At 68.1% G+C, this 17,394-nt stretch carries 16 protein-coding genes; 15 read left to right on the forward strand and 1 reads right to left on the reverse strand.

What is annotated here, in order from left to right; all coding sequences use genetic code 11:
• Positions 1 to 11 precede the first annotated feature (11 nt).
• The 11 genes from sucC (at position 12) to ACI8U3_RS03325 (ending at position 10,905) form a co-directional block, all read left to right on the forward strand.
• On the forward strand, positions 12 to 1,202 hold the full coding sequence (gene sucC, locus ACI8U3_RS03275) for an ADP-forming succinate--CoA ligase subunit beta (RefSeq protein ID WP_415013432.1): 1,191 nt from the start codon (positions 12 to 14) through the stop codon (positions 1,200 to 1,202).
• 58 nt (positions 1,203 to 1,260) lie between these two features.
• Positions 1,261 to 1,902 carry a hypothetical protein gene (locus tag ACI8U3_RS03280; protein ID WP_415013433.1) on the forward strand — a complete coding sequence of 214 codons (642 nt, stop codon included), beginning with the start codon at positions 1,261 to 1,263 and terminating at the stop codon, positions 1,900 to 1,902.
• A gap of 195 nt (positions 1,903 to 2,097) precedes the next feature.
• Positions 2,098 to 2,598 (forward strand): hypothetical protein, encoded by a 501-nt coding sequence (locus ACI8U3_RS03285; RefSeq protein WP_415013434.1) that lies wholly within the window; start codon positions 2,098 to 2,100, stop codon positions 2,596 to 2,598.
• 80 nt (positions 2,599 to 2,678) lie between these two features.
• On the forward strand, positions 2,679 to 2,936 hold the full coding sequence (locus ACI8U3_RS03290; protein WP_292102531.1) for a DUF6364 family protein: 258 nt from the start codon (positions 2,679 to 2,681) through the stop codon (positions 2,934 to 2,936).
• Positions 2,920 to 3,345: a PIN domain-containing protein gene (locus tag ACI8U3_RS03295; RefSeq protein ID WP_415013435.1), complete on the forward strand. Its 426-nt coding sequence runs from the start codon at positions 2,920 to 2,922 to the stop codon at positions 3,343 to 3,345. Before ACI8U3_RS03290 ends, ACI8U3_RS03295 begins: the two co-directional genes overlap by 17 nt.
• Before the next feature lie 11 nt (positions 3,346 to 3,356).
• A complete protein-coding gene (gene sucD / locus ACI8U3_RS03300) occupies positions 3,357 to 4,259 on the forward strand; it encodes a succinate--CoA ligase subunit alpha (protein ID WP_415013436.1) in 903 nt (300 codons plus the stop codon).
• Positions 4,260 to 4,465: 206 nt separating this feature from the next.
• On the forward strand, positions 4,466 to 7,486 hold the full coding sequence (locus tag ACI8U3_RS03305; RefSeq protein WP_415013437.1) for a 2-oxoglutarate dehydrogenase E1 component: 3,021 nt from the start codon (positions 4,466 to 4,468) through the stop codon (positions 7,484 to 7,486).
• A gap of 51 nt (positions 7,487 to 7,537) precedes the next feature.
• Positions 7,538 to 9,061: a 2-oxoglutarate dehydrogenase complex dihydrolipoyllysine-residue succinyltransferase gene (odhB, locus tag ACI8U3_RS03310; RefSeq protein ID WP_415013438.1), complete on the forward strand. Its 1,524-nt coding sequence runs from the start codon at positions 7,538 to 7,540 to the stop codon at positions 9,059 to 9,061.
• A gap of 55 nt (positions 9,062 to 9,116) precedes the next feature.
• Positions 9,117 to 9,518: a hypothetical protein gene (locus ACI8U3_RS03315; RefSeq protein WP_415013439.1), complete on the forward strand. Its 402-nt coding sequence runs from the start codon at positions 9,117 to 9,119 to the stop codon at positions 9,516 to 9,518.
• A 3-nt stretch (positions 9,519 to 9,521) separates the two neighbouring features.
• Positions 9,522 to 9,956, forward strand: coding sequence for a putative signal transducing protein (locus tag ACI8U3_RS03320; RefSeq protein ID WP_415013440.1), 435 nt, complete (start codon positions 9,522 to 9,524; stop codon positions 9,954 to 9,956).
• Between the two features lie 46 nt (positions 9,957 to 10,002).
• On the forward strand, positions 10,003 to 10,905 hold the full coding sequence (locus tag ACI8U3_RS03325; protein WP_415013441.1) for an alpha/beta fold hydrolase: 903 nt from the start codon (positions 10,003 to 10,005) through the stop codon (positions 10,903 to 10,905).
• Here ACI8U3_RS03325 and recQ read toward each other — a convergent pair.
• A complete protein-coding gene (recQ, locus tag ACI8U3_RS03330) occupies positions 10,866 to 12,746 on the reverse strand; it encodes a DNA helicase RecQ (protein WP_415013442.1) in 1,881 nt (626 codons plus the stop codon). The two genes, ACI8U3_RS03325 and recQ, sit on opposite strands and share 40 nt — an antisense overlap.
• Positions 12,747 to 12,974: 228 nt before the next feature.
• On the opposite strand from recQ, the gene ACI8U3_RS03335 reads away from it, so the two are divergent.
• The 4 genes from ACI8U3_RS03335 to ACI8U3_RS03350 all read left to right on the forward strand — a co-directional run bounded on the left by ACI8U3_RS03335 (position 12,975) and on the right by ACI8U3_RS03350 (position 17,298).
• A complete protein-coding gene (locus tag ACI8U3_RS03335) occupies positions 12,975 to 13,871 on the forward strand; it encodes a class I SAM-dependent methyltransferase (protein WP_415013443.1) in 897 nt (298 codons plus the stop codon).
• A complete protein-coding gene (locus ACI8U3_RS03340; RefSeq protein ID WP_415013444.1) occupies positions 13,868 to 14,602 on the forward strand; it encodes a 16S rRNA pseudouridine(516) synthase in 735 nt (244 codons plus the stop codon). The genes ACI8U3_RS03335 and ACI8U3_RS03340 overlap by 4 nt, the downstream gene beginning before the upstream one ends.
• Before the next feature lie 37 nt (positions 14,603 to 14,639).
• Positions 14,640 to 15,335: a monofunctional biosynthetic peptidoglycan transglycosylase gene (gene mtgA / locus ACI8U3_RS03345; RefSeq protein WP_415013445.1), complete on the forward strand. Its 696-nt coding sequence runs from the start codon at positions 14,640 to 14,642 to the stop codon at positions 15,333 to 15,335.
• A gap of 94 nt (positions 15,336 to 15,429) precedes the next feature.
• A complete protein-coding gene (locus ACI8U3_RS03350; protein WP_415013446.1) occupies positions 15,430 to 17,298 on the forward strand; it encodes a M2 family metallopeptidase in 1,869 nt (622 codons plus the stop codon).
• Positions 17,299 to 17,394: the final 96 nt, after the last annotated feature.

Below are 17,394 nucleotides of genomic sequence, written 5' to 3' on the forward strand. Positions count from 1 at the left end.
GGTCCCTCTCCATGAACATTCACGAATACCAGGCCAAACAGGTTCTGAAGGGCTTCGGCGCTCCCGTCGCGTCGGGCGTCGCCATCACCTCGGTGGACGAGGCCGAGGCCGCCGCGAAGCAACTGCCTGGCCCGCTGTATGTCGTGAAGTCCCAGATCCACGCCGGCGGGCGCGGCAAGGGCAAGTTCAAGGAACTGGGCCCGGACGCCAAGGGCGGCGTGCGCCTGGCCAAATCCATCGAGGAAGTGGTCGCCCACGTCGAGGAAATGCTGGGCAACACCCTGGTGACCGCCCAGACCGGCGAGGCCGGCAAGCAGGTGAATCGCCTGTACATCGAGGACGGCGCCGACATCGACCGCGAGTTGTACTGCTCGCTGCTGGTGGACCGCACCGTGGGTCAGGTAGCCTTCGTGGTCTCCACCGAGGGCGGCATGGACATCGAGACGGTGGCCCACGACACCCCGGAAAAGATCCAGACCATCGCCATCAACCCGGAAGCGGGCGTCACGGCCGATGACGTGACGAAGATCTCCAGCGCGCTGGCCCTGACCGGCGACGCCGCCGAGGACGCCAAGAGCCTGTTCCCGGCGCTCTACAAGGCCTTCGTCGAGAAGGACATGGCCATGCTGGAGATCAACCCGCTGATCGTCATGACCGACGGCCACCTGCGGGTTCTGGACGCCAAGGTCAGCTTCGACGGCAACGCCCTGTTCCGCCACGACGACATCAAGGCCCTGCGCGACGAGACCGAAGAGGACGCCAAGGAGATCGAGGCCTCCAAGTGGGATCTGGCCTACGTCGCCCTGGACGGCAACATCGGCTGCATGGTCAACGGCGCCGGCCTGGCCATGGCGACCATGGACATCATCAAGCTGTACGGCAAAGAGCCCGCCAACTTCTGCGACGTGGGCGGCGGCGCCTCCAAGGAAAAGGTCGCTGCGGCCTTCAAGATCATCACCGCCGACCCGAAGGTCGAGGGCATTCTGGTCAACATCTTCGGCGGCATCATGAAGTGCGACGTGATCGCCGAGGGCGTGGTCGCGGCCGTGAAGGAAGTGGGCCTCAAGGTGCCGCTGGTGGTGCGTCTGGAAGGCACCAATGTCGAACAGGGCAAGAAGATCCTGAACGAGTCGGGCCTGGCCATCACCGCCGCCGACGACCTGGACGACGCGGCGCAGAAGATCGTCGCTGCAGTGGCGTGATGCGGACGGGCGGAACCTCGCCAGATGCTGGCGAGGACGCCCGGGAGCAGAGGCGGTGATGACAGACTGGCAGGTCTTCAGCGGGGTGATCGCCTTCGCCACAGCCTTCGCCACGGCGGTGACCACCTACGTCCAATGGCGCGCCGATTCACGCCAGCGCAAGGCTCACGCTCTGAGCCTCTATCGCGAGTTCGTTTCGCCCGAGTTCTATCGCTGCGTCAGCGGTCCCGCCTATGAAGTCCTGCTGCGGTTTGTGGCGATGCCCGAACCCCGCCACGCTGACTACAGAGCGGCGATCGTCCGGGGCTGGCTGGGGTCAGGCAACCGGCAGGATGAGTATATCGCGCGCTTTGGCGGCGCAGCGGAACCGCAAGCCGATGCATTCGAGGACCATATGCGGAGGGTCGCGACGCGCGAGGGCCTTACCGAAATTCAAACTTTGACCGCCTATCTCAATTTCTGGGATTCTCTGCACGCGCTGATCCATCTGCGCCTCGTCCACACCCCGACGCTGCGGCGGCTGTTCGGGCAGTGGTGGCGGGTCAATGAGGGACTGCTGCTCCCGCTTGTCGAGGAGATGGACTCGGCTTTCGCTCGCGAGGGCATCGCGTGGCGCCCTAACTGGATCGGCGCAATCCGCTGGCTGCACACCAGCGAGTTCTTTGATCGCCAGCCAAAACTGTCACTGGGCATCCGGTAGCGCCGTCGCGCCCGTCGACCGGACACGGATATTTGCTCTACATGCCCCGTTTAAAGCGCGGCTTTGACCCGTAGTCTCACCTCGCCGTCGATGATGACCTGCTCGACAAGGCCCAGGGGCTGGTCGGCATGAAGCGGACCAGCGTCAGCGAGATGGTGTGCGCCTTCGGTCCCGATCAACTGCAAGAGATAAATGATGGTTTCCTCGATCCTCCTGGCCGCCGTTCTCGTGACACAGCCCTCAACTCCTCCGACCGTGGGCCAACTGGTTCGCGAAGCCTGTGTCGAAACGGAGATGAACCGTGAGGCGGTCGAGCGCCTTGCCCATGAGCGTGGCTGGCGATCTGTGCGCATGAGGCCTTCCGGTTCTACTGAAGGCTGGAGCGTGGGGTATCGTGTGCGCGACGCTCATGTCGCGCTGATGAGCGTGCCCGAACTGGGAAGAGTTGATCCGTCAGTTGCTTCGATCTGCAGCGTTGATGCCGCAAGGCCCAGAGGCGACTGGCGTGCGGAGATCGCCGAACTCGCAGCAGACCTCGGGCTGCAACCTGATCGTATTCCGGATCTGCCGATCGAAGGCGAGATGCGCATTTGGTCCACCCTCGGCGAGTATACGCTGACATCCATTTATGACCGGGCGCGCGGCAGGGTCGTCGTCAACCTGTCGCGGCAACTGGTGCTTGTCGGGGAAGATTGATCCCTCTTCCATGGGGCAGTTCGCGCGATGTGATGAGCCCACGGATTGTGTGCTCCACATAACCCGTGTAAACTGAGTCCGTGACCCGCAACCTCACCCTCGCCATCGACGACGCCCTGCTCGACAAGGTGCGGGTGCTGGCCGCCATGAAGCGGACCAGCGTCAACGAGATGGTCCGCCAGTTCCTGACCCGGCTGGTCGAGGAAGAAACCGAACACGACGAAGCCACCGAAGCTTTGCTGAAGCTGGCCCGCGAGAGCGAAGGCCGCATGGGCGACTGGCGTCCCAGCCGGGAAGAAACCTACAGCGGCGAGCCTCGTTTTGATCGCTGGCGCTGACGTTTTCCTCGACACCAATGTTCTGATCTACGCTGCGCTCGGTTCCGCCGACGAACCGGCGAAGTACGAGCGCGCCGTCGAGCTGTTGACCCTGCGGTTCGGCACCTCGGGACAGGTTCTGGCCGAGTTCTTCGTCAACGCCCAGCGCAAGGGCGCGCGCCCGCTGACGGCCGAAGAGGCCCAGGAATGGGTGTTTCGCCTGTCGAAAAAGCCTTTCCAGGCCGTCGACTACAAGGTGGTGCGCGGCGGCATCGAGAACGCCCGCCGCTACCAGATCTCCTACTGGGACGGCGCCATCATCGCCGCCGCTGAACGTCTCGGCGCCCGCATCATCTATTCCGAAGACCTGAACCACGGCCAGATCTACGGCTCGGTCCGGGTCGAAAACCCTTTCCTTCCCACCGCCTGAGAGCACACACCATGTCCATTCTCGTCGACAAGAATACGAAGATCCTCGTCCAGGGACTGACCGGCAAGACCGGCACCTTCCACACCGAACAGGCCCTGGCCTATTACGGCACCCAGATGGTCGGCGGCATCCACCCGGCCAAGGGCGGCCAGACCTGGACCGGCGCCAATGGCGAAAGCCTGCCCATCTTCGCCTCCGTGGCCGAGGGCAAGGAGCGCACCGGCGCGGACGCCTCGGTCATCTATGTGCCGCCGGCCGGCGCCGCCGACGCCATCATCGAGGCCATCGACGCCGAGATCCCCTTCATCACCTGCATCACCGAGGGCATCCCGGTCATGGACATGGTGCGGGTCAAGGCGCGGCTGGACCGCTCGAACTCGCGCCTGCTGGGCCCCAACTGCCCCGGCGTCCTGACCCCCGAAGAGTGCAAGATCGGCATCATGCCGGGCTCCATCTTCAAGAAGGGCAATGTGGGCATCGTCTCGCGCTCGGGCACCCTGACCTATGAGGCGGTGTTCCAGACCACCAACGAGGGCCTGGGCCAGACCACGGCCGTCGGCATCGGCGGAGACCCGGTCAAGGGCACCGAGTTCATCGACGTGCTGGAGATGTTCCTGGCCGACGAGGAAACGAAGTCCATCGTCATGATCGGCGAGATCGGCGGGAGCGCCGAGGAAGACGCCGCCCAGTTCCTGATCGACGAGGCGAAGAAGGGCCGCTCCAAGCCCATGGTCGGCTTCATCGCCGGCCGCACCGCCCCCGAAGGCCGCACCATGGGCCACGCCGGCGCGGTCGTCTCGGGCGGCAAGGGCGACGCCGGCTCCAAGATCGCGGCGATGGAGGCGGTGGGCATACGCGTGTCTCCGTCCCCGGCCCGTCTGGGTTCGACCCTGATGGACGTCCTCAAGGGCTGATACGGGCGAAATCGGAACGATCACGCCTCCGGCCCCAGGCCGGAGGCGTTTTTGTCCGGCAAATCGAAAAATATCCGCGTCTCGCCACCTTGCGGTCATGACCCGTAAGGAAACAGCGTCTATATGAGCCGCGACGCCCCTCCCCAATGCGCAGACGTGCGCCAGGGCCTTGATGGGATGCGTCCGAAGGGACGAGAAGCGATACGATGGCGGACGATGCGGGTCGGCTGAACCAGGTCTTTGCCGAGACCTCCTTCCTTTACGGCGCCAACGCCGGGTTCATCGAGGAACTGCACGCGAAGTGGGCCGAGAACCCCGCGTCGGTTTCGGGTGAATGGCGGGCCTTCTTCGATCAGCTGCGCGACCGCGCCGATCAGGTGAAGCAGGCCGCCGGGGCCGGCTCGTGGGGCCGCAAGCCCGTGACCGAGCCCACCGAAGAGCTGGGCGCCATGGACGGCCGCTGGCCCGCGCCCAAGGCCGACCCGAAGAAGCCCGGCGCCAAGGCTGCGCCCGCCCCGGCTACCGCGCCGCCCGTCACCGGCGACGAGATTCGCGCGGCGGCCCACGATTCCATCCGCGCCCTGATGCTGATCCGGGCTTACCGCATTCGCGGCCACCTGCAGGCCAACCTTGACCCGCTGGGCATCGAGCCGCCGATCCAGAACCCGGAGCTGACGCCCGAGTTCTGGGGCTTCACCGAGGCCGACATGGATCGGCCCATCTTCATCGACAATGTGCTGGGGCTGGAGACGTCCACCCTGCGCGAGATCATCCAGATCCTGCGCCGGACCTACTGCGGCAATCTCGGCATCCAGTACATGCACATCGCCGAGCCGGAAGAGAAAGCCTGGCTGCAGGAGCGCATCGAGGGCCGCGACAAGGAAGGCAATGATCGCGAGATCACCTTCACCGCCAACGGCAAGCGCGCCATCCTGTCCAAGCTGATCGAGGCCGAGACCTTCGAGCGTTTCCTGCACAAGCGCTTCCCCGGCACCAAGCGCTTCGGCCTGGACGGCGGCGAGGCCATGGTCCCGGCGCTGGAGCAGGTCATCAAGCGCGGCGGCGCTATGGGCGTGGACGAAATCGTGCTGGGCATGGCTCACCGGGGCCGCCTGAACGTTCTGGCCGCCGTCATGGGCAAGCCCTACGAGGTCATCTTCCACGAGTTCCAGGGCGGCTCGTCCCTGCCGTCCGACATCGAGGGCTCGGGCGACGTCAAATACCACATGGGCGCCTCTTCGGACCGCGAGTTCGACGGCAACACCGTGCACCTGTCGCTGACCGCCAACCCGTCTCACCTGGAGATCGTGAACCCGGTCGTCCTGGGCAAGGCGCGCGCCAAGCAGGCCCACGACATCCGCGAGGCCAACGCCGGCAAGGCCGAGGCCGAATGGGCGCTGGACCGCTCCAAGGTGCTGCCCCTGCTGATCCACGGCGACGCGGCCTTCGCCGGCCAGGGCGTGGTGGCCGAGTGCTTCGCCCTGATGGGGCTGAAGGGCTACCGCACCGGCGGCACGATCCACTTCATCATCAACAACCAGATCGGCTTCACCACCAGCCCCCGCAACAGCCGGTCCAGCCCCTATCCGTCGGACGTGGCCCTGATGGTCCAGGCGCCGATCTTCCACGTGAACGGGGACGATCCCGAGGCCGTGGTCTTCGCCGCCAAGGTGGCCGCCGAGTTCCGCCAGACCTTCAACAAGGACGTGGTGGTGGACATGTTCTGCTACCGCCGCTTCGGCCACAACGAGGGTGACGATCCCACCTTCACCCAGCCCCTGATGTATTCGAAGATCCGGGCCCAGCCGTCCACGCGGGAAATCTACACCCAGCGCCTGATCGACGAGGGCGTGCTGACGCAAGAAGACGTGGACGCCGAGATCGCGGCCTTCGAGAAATTCCTCGATGAGCAGTTCGAGGCCGGCAAGACCTACAAGGCCTCCAAGGCCGACTGGCTGGACGGCCAGTGGAAGGGCCTGGGCCTGCCCGAGGGCGACGAGCGCCGCGGCGAGACGGGCATTCCCGCCGAGAAGCTGCGCGAACTGGGCCATCGCCTGACCACGGTTCCAAACAAGGTCGACATCCACAAGACGCTGAAGCGCGTCATGGACGGCCGTCGCCAGATGATCGAATCCGGTGAGAACATCGACTGGTCCACCGCCGAGAGCCTGGCCTTCGCCGGCCTGCTGGACGAGGGCTTCCCGGTACGCCTGTCCGGTCAGGACTCGGTGCGCGGCACCTTCAGCCAGCGCCACTCGGGCGTCATCGACCAGACCACCGAGGACCGCTACGTCCCCCTGAACAACCTGCGCGAGGGCCAGGCCCAGTTCGAGGTCATCGACTCGGCCCTGTCCGAGGAGGCGGTGCTGGGCTTCGAGTACGGCTACGCCCTCAGCGACCCCAACACCCTGGTGCTGTGGGAGGCGCAGTTCGGCGACTTCGTGAACGGCGCCCAGGTGGTGATCGATCAGTTCATCACTTCGGGCGAGCGCAAATGGCTGCGCATGTGCGGCCTGACCATGCTGCTGCCCCATGGCTACGAAGGCCAGGGGCCGGAGCACTCCTCGGCCCGTCTGGAGCGGTTCCTGCAAGCCTGCGCCGAGGACAACATCCAGGTGGCCAACTGCACCACCCCGGCCAACTATTTCCACATCCTGCGTCGCCAGATGCACCGGCCGTTCCGCAAGCCGCTGATCATCATGACGCCCAAGTCGCTGCTGCGTCACAAGAAGGCGGTCTCGCCCCTGCACGAACTGGCGGAGGGCTCGACCTTCCACCGCGTGCTGCACGACGACGCCCAGACCCGGCCCGAAGTGGCGGGCGTGAAGCTGAAGGCGGACAAGGACATCCGCCGCGTCGTCCTGTGCTCGGGCAAGGTCTACTACGACCTGCTGGAGCGCCGCGAAAAGGACGTTCAGGAGGGCAAGGGCGGCGACGACGTCTATCTGATGCGTCTGGAGCAGTTCTATCCCTGGCCCATGAAGTCGCTGATGACCGAACTGACCCGGTTCCCGAACGCGGAACTGGTCTGGTGTCAGGAAGAGCCCAAGAACATGGGCGGCTGGACCTTCGTGGATCCGTGGCTTGAGCTCACCCTCGAGAAACTGGACATCAAGGCCAAACGCGCCCGTTATGTGGGCCGCCCCGCCTCGGCCTCCACGGCCGCCGGCCTCATGAGCCGGCACCTGAAGGAGCTCGACGCCTTCCTGACCGAAGCCTTCGCCTGACCCGACCGCCCGACCTCGCCTGACCGAACACGAAAGACACTGGACCTTCCCATGGCCGACATCCTGACCCCCGCCCTCGGCGAATCCGTTTCGGAGGCGACCGTCGCCAAGTGGACAAAGAAGGCCGGCGACGCGGTGAAGAAGGACGAACTGCTGGTTGAGCTTGAGACCGACAAGGTCTCGCTGGAGGTGGTCGCGCCCGCCGACGGCGTGCTGGCCGAGATCACCGCCGGTGAAGGCGACACGGTCACCGCCGGCGCCGTGCTGGGCAAGGTCACCGAGGGCGGCGCGGCTGCGCCTTCCAAGGACGCGCCCAAGGCCGAGAAGGCCGAGGCCAAGGCTGACAAGCCCGCCAAGTCCGGCGGCAAGGCCGAAACCATCGACTTGACCACTCCCGTCATGGGCGAGAGCGTGGCCGAAGGGTCCATGGGCGCCTGGCTCAAGAAGGCCGGCGACGCGGTCAAGAAGGACGAGGTTCTGGTCGAGATCGAAACTGACAAGGTGGCGGTCGAGGTGTCCTCGCCTGCCGACGGCGTGCTGGCCGAGATCACCGCCGAACAGGGCGCCAGCGTCACGCCCGGCCAGGTGATCGGCAAGGTGGCCGTGGGCGAAGGCGCCGCCGCCTCCGCGCCGTCCGCGACGCCGGCCAACGCCGGCAGCGCCCAGGTGGCCGACAAGGGCGGCGACGCCCCCCATCTGTCGCCGTCGGTGCAGCGCATCGTCGCCGAGAACAATCTGGATCCCAAGGCCATCGAGGGATCGGGCAAGGACGGCCGCATCCTCAAGGGCGACGCCCTGGCCGCCGCCGAGGCGCCGAAAGCCGCTCCGGCCCCGGCGTCAGCCCCCGCCGCCGCGTCCGCGCCCCGCGCCACGGGCCCGCGCGAGGAGCGGGTCAAGATGACCCGCCTGCGCCAGACCATCGCCCGGCGCCTGAAGGAATCCCAGAATACCGCCGCCCAGCTGACCACCTTCAATGAGGTGGACATGAGCGCGGTCATGGCCCTGCGCAGCGCCTACAAGGACAGCTTCGAGAAGCGGCATGGGGTGAAGCTGGGCTTCATGAGCCTGTTCACCAAGGCTGTGGTGGCGGCCCTGAAGGAAATCCCGGCGGTCAACGCCGAGATCGACGGCACGGACATCATCTACAAGAACCACTATGACATCGGGGTGGCCGTGGGCACCGAGAAGGGCCTTGTGGTGCCGGTCCTGCGCGACGCCGATCAGCTGTCCCTGGCCGAGATCGAGAAGGGCATCGCCGCCCTGGGCAAGGCCGCCCGCGACGGCGACCTGACCCTGGACCAGCTGCAGGGCGGCACCTTCACCATCACCAACGGAGGCATCTACGGCTCGCTGATGTCCACCCCGATCCTGAACATGCCCCAGTCGGGCATCCTGGGCATGCACAACATCGTCCAGCGCCCGGTGGCGGTGAACGGCGAGGTGAAGATCCGCCCGATGATGTACCTGGCCCTCAGCTACGATCACCGCATCGTGGACGGCAAGGAAGCGGTGACCTTCCTGGTGCGCATCAAGGAAAACCTCGAGGATCCCCAGCGCTTCCTGCTGGACCTCTGATCCCCGACAGATTCCGTCAGTCGCAGGCTTGAGCCCGCCCGCCTAGCGTCGCCCCATGCAGTGGGCGGCGTGGATGCTGGGGGCGGTCTATGGGCTGGCCGGTTTGGCCGGCTGGCGGCGCGCGCGCATGAACGCCTTCATGGACCGCGCCCTGGCGGGCATCACCCTCAAGCCCGTTCCGCAAGTTGAGCGCGTCGTCGGCGCCTGGCTGCATCTGGACGCCCTGCTGCTGGCGGCGGCGGCGCTGGGCCTGGCCCTGTCCAGCCGCTGGGGCGCCCTGACCGCCGTGCTGGTGGTTATCGAACAGGGCGTCTTCTGCCTGTGGGCCCAGCGGTTCTACCCGGCCCGCCACGCCGCCGACGTTCAGTCGCGCGAGGCGGTCCTGGTGGTCATCGGCTTCTACGCTGCCCTGGGTGTTCTGGCCGTGGGCCTGTGGTGGATGGGCGTGCTATCCTGAGGCATGTCCGTCGAAATCGGCCGCTTTCATGATCTGCACGAGGCCGAGCTGGCCGCCGCCTTGCTGCGCTCCGCCGGCATCCGCGCCGAGGTGGCCGATCACCACCTGATCGGCATCGACCCCCTCATGCAGCGCGCGGTGGGCGGCCTGCGCGTCATGGCGCCGCCCGATCAGGCCGCCGACGCCCGCGCCATCCTGGCCCGGGTGCAGGCCGGAGAGTTCGTGTCGGATGAGCCCGACGACCTTCCCGCCGCCGGGGATGCGCCCGCCCGCGACGCAGGACTGGCGCTGGGCGTGCTGGCTGCGCCCTGGGCGGCGGCGGGCATGCTGGGCGCCCGGCGCAGCGTCTCGCCGCGCCGTCGCTATGCGCCGCTCGCCATCCTGTTGCTGGTCGCCGTCCTCGTGGGCCTGCCGCTCCTGCTGCGGATCATGGCCTGACACGGCTTCGTCAACCGTTCGCCGTGATCGGGCGTTAGGGACGGTCATGGCCCGCCTCACCCTGACCTTGCTGATCCTCGCTTTCGCCCTGCCGGCCTCGGCCCAGAGCTTCCGATCCGATCGTATCGCCGTGACCGCCCGGGGCGAGGGTCCCGACGTGATCCTGATCCCCGGCCTGGCCTCGACACCCGCCGTCTGGGACGCCACGGCCCAGGCGCTGGATGACCGCTATCGGGTGCATGTGGTCGCGGTGAACGGCTTCGGCGACACCGCGCCCGGCGCCAATGCGCGCGGCCCCCTGACCGCCGCCATCGCCAACGAGGTGCGCCGCTATATGGCCGAACAGGGACTGGAGCGCCCCGCCGTCATCGGCCATTCCATGGGCGGCCAGATCGCCCTGAAAATGGCCGCCGACGCGCCGGGCCGCATCGGCCGGGTCATGGTGGTGGATTCCTCGCCCTTCTTTCCGTCCCTGATCAACGGCCGGGCCACCACCGCCGACGTGGCGCCCATCGCCGAGGTGGCGCGCACCGCCGTGCTGTTCCTGGGCGATCAGGTGCTGCAGCAACAGGCGGGCGCGGCGGGCCAGAGGCTGGGCGGTGCCGCCGACGCGGTGGTGGGCGCCATGGGCTGGCAGGGCGGCGACCGGCGCGTGCTGGCGCAAGGCATCTATGAGGTCATGACCACGGACCTGCGCGCCGACCTGGCGCGGATCACCTCCCCGGTGACGGTGGTCTATGGCTGGAGCGAATCCACCGACAGCCCGCGCCATCAGGTGGATCAGGGCTTTCGTCAGGGATTCCTGCGCCTGCGCAATGCCGCCCGCTTCGAGCGCATCGAAGGCGCCCAGCACATGGTCATGATCGACCGCCCGCGCGAGTTCCTTGCGGCGGTGAACCGGTTCCTGGCTCAGCCGGCCGCCAGCACCTCCAGAACCGCCTTGCCGTAGCGATCCAGCTTGCCCTGACCGACGCCGGAGACGTGGGACAGGGCGTCCAGCGAGCCGGGCTCGGTCATGGCGATCTCCAGCAGGGTGCGGTCCTGGAAGATGACATAGGGCGGCACGTGCTGTTCGGCGGCCCGGTCGCGGCGCCAGGCGCGCAACATCTCGAACCGCTCGCGCACGTCGGCGGGCAGGGTTTCCAGCACCGCGGTGCGGCTCTGGCGGCCCCTCTGACGCGGATTTCCCGAACGGGTGGTGGGGTCGTGCCGCATGGGGACGCGGGCCACCTCCACGGTGCGCTCGCCGCGATAGACCGCGCGCACCGCCTCGGGATCGCCCAGCCGCAGCAACGGCTTACCCTCGTTGGGATCTTCCTCCAGCAGACCCTCGAACAGCAGATGGTCGATCACCTCGCGCCAGCCGGTCGGCGAGATGTCGGCCCCGACGCTCCATGTGGACAGGGCGGTCTCCCAGCTCTGCACATCCTTGGTGCGGCCGGTCAGATGGTCGATGACGCGGCCCCGGCCGAACCGCTGGTCCAGCCGCTGGACCGCCGCCAGGGCCTTTTGCGCCTGCACGGTGGCGTCGTGGGTCTGGGGCGGGTCGAGGCAGACATCGCACTGGCCGCAGGGCTTCGCGTCGCTCTCGCCGAAATAGCGGCGCACCGCCTGGGGCCGGCAGGCGGCGCCGTCCAACATGGCGAACAGCTGGCGAACCTTGCGCACCTGCACCTGCTTGACCGTCTCGTCCATGGGCCGCCCGTCCAGACGGCGCAGGGCCCAGGCGATGTCGGAGGGGCCGTAGAGGGTCACACCCTCGGCCGGCTCGCCGTCGCGGCCCGCCCGGCCGATCTCCTGCCAGTAGGCCTCGAGGCTGCCCGGCGGATCGGCATGGATGACGAAGCGCACGTCCGGCTTGTCCACCCCCATGCCGAAGGCGATGGTGGCCACCATCACCGCCCCGTCCTCGGCCAGGAACCGCTCCAGCCGCTTGTCGCGCTCGGCCGGCGCCATGCCCGCGTGATAGGCGATGGCGTGCACGCCGGTCTGTCTCAGCTGATCCGCCAGCCGCTCGCAGCCGTCGCGCGAGCCGCAATAGACCACGCCGGACTTGCCGCCCCGCTCGCCCACCAGCTCCACCACCCGCGCGTCGGTGCGGGCGCGCGAGCCGTTGACCTTGCGCTCGGCGATCAGCTGCAGATTGGGCCGGTCGAAACTGTCCACGAAGACGGCGGCGTCCGGCAGGCGCAGGGAGGCCAGGATGTCGTCGCGGGTGCGGGCGTCGGCGGTGGCGGTGACGGCGATGCGCGGCACGCCGGGGAACACCCCGGCCAGCCGCCCCAGATCGCGGTAGTCGGGGCGGAAGTCATGGCCCCACTGAGACACGCAGTGCGCCTCGTCGATGGCGATCAAGGCCAGCGGCAGGCTGGCCAGCCGATCGATCATGTGGGGCTGGGCGAGGCCTTCCGGCGAGACATAGAGCAGGTCCAGCTCGCCCGCCCGCGCCGCATCCCAGATAGCCGAGCGGTCCGTCAGCGACACGCCCGAATCCAGCCGCGCGGCGCGCACGCCCTGCTGTTTCAGCGCCTCCACCTGATCGGTCATCAGGGCGATCAGGGGCGAAACCACGAGGCCAAGGCCGGGGCGCAAAATGGCGGGGATCTGATAGCAGACGCTCTTGCCGCCGCCGGTGGGCAGCACCGCCAGCACGTCGCGCCCGGCCAGTACCTCCTCCACCACGGACGCCTGCAGGCCGCGAAAGTCGGCGTGGCCCCAGACCCGTTCCAGAGTCTCGCGGGCGCGCGCCATGTCGGGCGCGGCGGCGGTCGGGGGGGATTCGGCGAGCATGGGGCGCTTGTGCCCGAAGCGGGCGGGGGTGTCGAATGTCTCCTCCCCGCCCGAGCGGGGAGGGGGACCATGCGCAGCATGGTGGAGGGGTTGTTTCCCTCGCGCTGACCTCTCTGGTGACAATCGGCGACCGCCCGCGCCGCCCCCTCCGTCACGGGCGCTGAGTCGCGCCCGCGCCACCTCCCCATGCGCTTCGCTTTGGGGAGGAGACATCGTATAGGCGCCGCCATGACCAGCATTCTCTACGGCCGCCCCCCGGCGGTGTTCGATCCCCCCGCCGACGCGACCCAGACCTCGCCCCTGATCCCCGGCTCTGCCGATCTGGCCGAGATGGCGGCCGCATCGCTGGACGCGGCGACCATCCTCGCGCCGCCCGGCGTGCTGGAGCGCCGGTACGTGCTGGCGCTGGCCCTGAAGGCGTTGAAGCCGGGCGGACGGCTCGACGTCATGGCGCCAAAGCTCAAGGGCGGCTCGCGGCTGGGCAAGGAGCTGCGCGAGCTCGGGCTGGAGCCCGTCGAGAGCGCCAAGGCCCACCACCGGCGCTGCGAGCTGGTGCGGCCCGAGACGGTGACGGGACTGGATGACGCCATCGAGGCCGGAACGGCGCGCCTGGTGCCGGGACTGGACGCCTGGTCCCAGCCGGGCGTGTTCGGGTGGGACCGCGTCGACGGCGGCACGGCCCTGCTGGCCGCGAACCTGCCGCCGCTGAAGGGCGCTGGCGCGGATCTGGGGTGCGGCTTCGGGGCGCTGTCGACCGTGGCGCTGGCCTCGCCCGCCGTGACGAGTCTGGACATGATCGATCTGGACCGGCGGGCGGTTGAGTGCGCGCGGCGTAATGTGGAGGACCCCCGCGCCCGCCTGCACTGGGCCGACGCCCGGACCGTGGACCTGACAGACCTGAATTTCGTGGTCATGAACCCGCCGTTCCACGACGGCGGCGCCGAGGACAAGGCGCTGGGTCAGGCCTTCATCCGCAAAGCGGCGGCCATGCTGAAAAAGGGCGGCGTGCTGTGGATGGTGGCCAACCGGCACCTTCCCTATGAGGCCGAACTGAACGCCGCCTTCGCGCGGGTGCGGCCCGTGGCGGACCAAGGCGGCTACAAGGTGTTCGAGGCGTTGAAGTGAGCAAGACCCCCACGTCGCGGATTGATAAATTACTGTCCAACATGGGCTATGGCTCGCGCGCCGAGATCGGGCGGCTGGCCCAGGCGGGCGGCATCGTTCTGGACGGCGTGGACGTGGCCGATGTGTCGAAACGCATCCCCGTGACCCCGGACCTGTCGCAGCGCATGCAGATCGATGGCGCGCCGCTGGATCCGCCGCCGGGGCTGGTGCTCATTCTACACAAGCCGCTGGGCATGACCTGTTCGCACAAGGAGGACGGGGCGCTGGTCTACGACGTGCTGCCGGACCGGTGGCGGCGGCGCGACCCGGCCCTGTCCACCATCGGGCGGCTGGACAAGGACACGTCGGGCCTGCTGCTGCTGACCGACGACGGGGACTTCCTGCACCGGGTCATCTCGCCCCGGCGCCACGTGGCCAAAATCTATCGCGCGAAACTGGCCCGGCCGCTGGTCGGGACCGAGGGCGCGCTATTCGCCTCGGGCGAACTGATGCTGGAGGGCGAGGCGAAGCCGCTGGCGCCGGCCGAGCTGGCCGTGATCTCCCCCACCGAGGCCCTGCTGACGGTGACCGAGGGTCGATACCATCAGGTCCGGCGCATGTTCGCCGCCGTGGGCAACCATGTGGAGGCCCTGCACCGCGAGCGGGTGGGCGGCTTGGCCTTGCCGGATGATCTGGCGCCCGGCCAGTGGCGGCTTCTGACGCCGGACGAAGCGGCGGCGGTGTTCGACTGATGCTTGCCGCCCGGCGCGGCTCGCGTATCAATGCCCCATGACTGACGAACAACCGGAGCGGCGGCGGGGGCGGCCTCTTCTGATCCTGATCCTAATCATCGCCCTGCTGCCCTTGGGCGGCGTGCTGATCCACGCCGTGGCCCCGGTTCCGACCACCTTGCTGATGGGCATGCGGGTGCTGGAGGGGGAGAGGATCGACTATCGCTGGCGGTCGCTGAACCACATCTCGCCCCATCTGGTGCGGGCGGTGATCGCGGCGGAGGATTCGCGCTTCTGCTCGCACCACGGCTTCGACATGGAGGCCATCGAACAGGCGCTGGAGCGCAACAGGCAGGGCGGGCGGGTCCGCGGCGGATCGACCATCAGCCAGCAGACCGCCAAGAACGTCTTCCTGTGGCCGCAGCGCAGCTGGGTCCGCAAGGGGCTGGAGGCCGGCTACACCGTGCTGATCGAGACGATCTGGCCCAAGCGGCGCATCGTCGAGGTTTATCTGAACGTGGCTGAGTGGGCGCCGGGAGTCTACGGGGCGGAGGCGGCGGCCCGGCACTGGTTCGGCGTCTCGGCGGCGGACCTCAGCGCGACCCAGGCCGCGCGGCTGGCGGCCATCCTGCCCAGCCCGCGTCGCTATCAGGCCGCCAACCCCGGCCCCTATGTGCGTCGTCGCGCCGGCCAGGTGCAGGCCGCCATGGGCACGGTGCGCAACGATGGTCTGGCGAACTGCGTTCTGGATTGAAGCCCTGACAGCCGAGGCTTGACGGGAGGGACGGCGGCGCTTCCCATGCGCGCCATCAATGGGGCCGGCTCAGGGTCCGCTGGAGGAGAACACCATGAAAAGCCTGCTGATGGCCGCCACGGCGGCCTGCGCGATCACCACGGGCCTCGCCGCCTGCGCGACCATGGAGGCCCAGGCGCAAAGCCCGGCGCCCGCCCCCGCCGCGACCGCTGAGACTGACGCTTTCCCGGCCACCCCAGAGGGCGCCCGCGCCTTCGTGCTGGACGCCGAGGAGCGGCTGGCCGAGATGGGCGAATACGCCGCGCGCGTGGCCTGGGTGCGCAACACCTACATCATCCACGACACCATGTGGCTGGAGGCCCGCGCCAACGCCGAGTACACCGAACTGGGCGTGCAGCTGGCCACCGACGCGGCCCGCTACAACGACGTGGACGCCGATCCCGTGACCCGCCGCAAGCTGAACATCCTGCGTCAGGGCCTGACCCTGCCGGCGCCGAACCGCCCGGGCGCGGCCACCGAACTGTCCGAGATCGCCACCCGGCTGGACTCCACCTATGCGACCGGAAAGTTCGCGTACAACGGCGAGGAGCTGACCCTCAACGACGCCGAGGAGATCATCGCCGAGTCGCGCGATCCCGCCGTGACCGAGGCCATGTATGAGGGCTGGCGCACCATCTCGCCGGTGATGACCGAGGACTACGCCCGGCTGGTGGAGATCGCCAACGAGGGCGCCCGGGATCTGGGCTTCGCCGACACCGGCGCCATGTGGCGCTCGGGCTATGACATGGACCCGGACGCCTTCGCCGCCGAGACCGACCGCCTGTGGGCCCAGGTCGAGCCGTTCTATGAGAACCTGCACTGCTATGTGCGGGCCCGGCTGAACGAACGCTACGGCGATGAGGTCCAGCCCGCCACCGGCCCGATCCGCGCCGACCTTCTGGGCAACATGTGGTCCCAGCAGTGGGGCAACATCTATGACGTGGTGGCGCCCGAAAGCCTGCCGGAATCCACGGTCGACCTGACCGAGCTGCTGGTGGCGGCGGACTATGACGCCGAGCAGATCGCCCGCACGTCAGAGCGCTTCTACACCTCCATCGGCCTGGACCCGCTGCCCCAGACCTTCTGGGAACGGTCCCAGATCACACGGCCGGAAGGGCGCGAGGTGGTGTGTCACGCCTCGGCCTGGAACGTGGACAATGTGGACGACCTGCGCATCAAGATGTGCACGCGGGTCAACGCCGAAGACTTCCAGACCATGCACCACGAGCTGGGCCACAATTTCTACCAGCGCGCCTACAACCAGCAGCCGTTCCTGTTCCGAAACGGCGCCAATGACGGCTTCCACGAGGCCATCGGCGATTTCGCCGCCCTGTCGGCGGCCACCCCCACCTATCTGAACCAGATCGGCCTTCTGGACACCGTGCCGGGCGAGGATGAGGACATCACCTTCCTGCTGCGCATGGCGCTGGACAAGATCGCCTTCCTGCCGTTCGGCCTGATGGTGGACCGCTGGCGCTGGGACGTGTTCTCGGGCGAGACGACCCCGGCCGAGTACAACGACGCCTGGTCGGAAAACATGCTGCGTTATCAGGGTCTGGTTCCGCCGGGACCGCGTCCCGAGAACGCGTTCGACCCCGGCGCCAAATACCATGTACCGGGCAACACGCCCTACACCCGCTACTTCCTGGCCCACATCTACCAGTTCCAGTTCCACCGTGCGGCCTGCGAGATCGCAGGCTGGGACGGGCCGCTGCACCGCTGCTCCGTCTACGGCAACGAGGAAGTGGGCCGGCGCTTCAACGCCATGATGCAGATGGGCATGTCCCAGCCGTGGCCCCAGGCCATGGAAGCCTTCACCGGCTCGCCCGAGAACGACGCCACGGCGGTGGCCCAGTATTTCGCGCCGCTGGACGCCTGGCTGACCGAACAGAACCGGGGCCAGAACTGCGGCTGGGAGGCCTGATGCAAGCCGCCCGGGGCTGACGCGCTCAGCCTCGGGCGTCTTCCTTGACGCCCGTTAACTCCGCCGGTGGGGCATTTCTTTACCTCGTCCGGGCAC

Origin of the sequence: Brevundimonas sp. (genome assembly GCF_047617075.1) — a bacterium.
Classification (GTDB): Bacteria; Pseudomonadota; Alphaproteobacteria; order Caulobacterales; family Caulobacteraceae; genus Brevundimonas.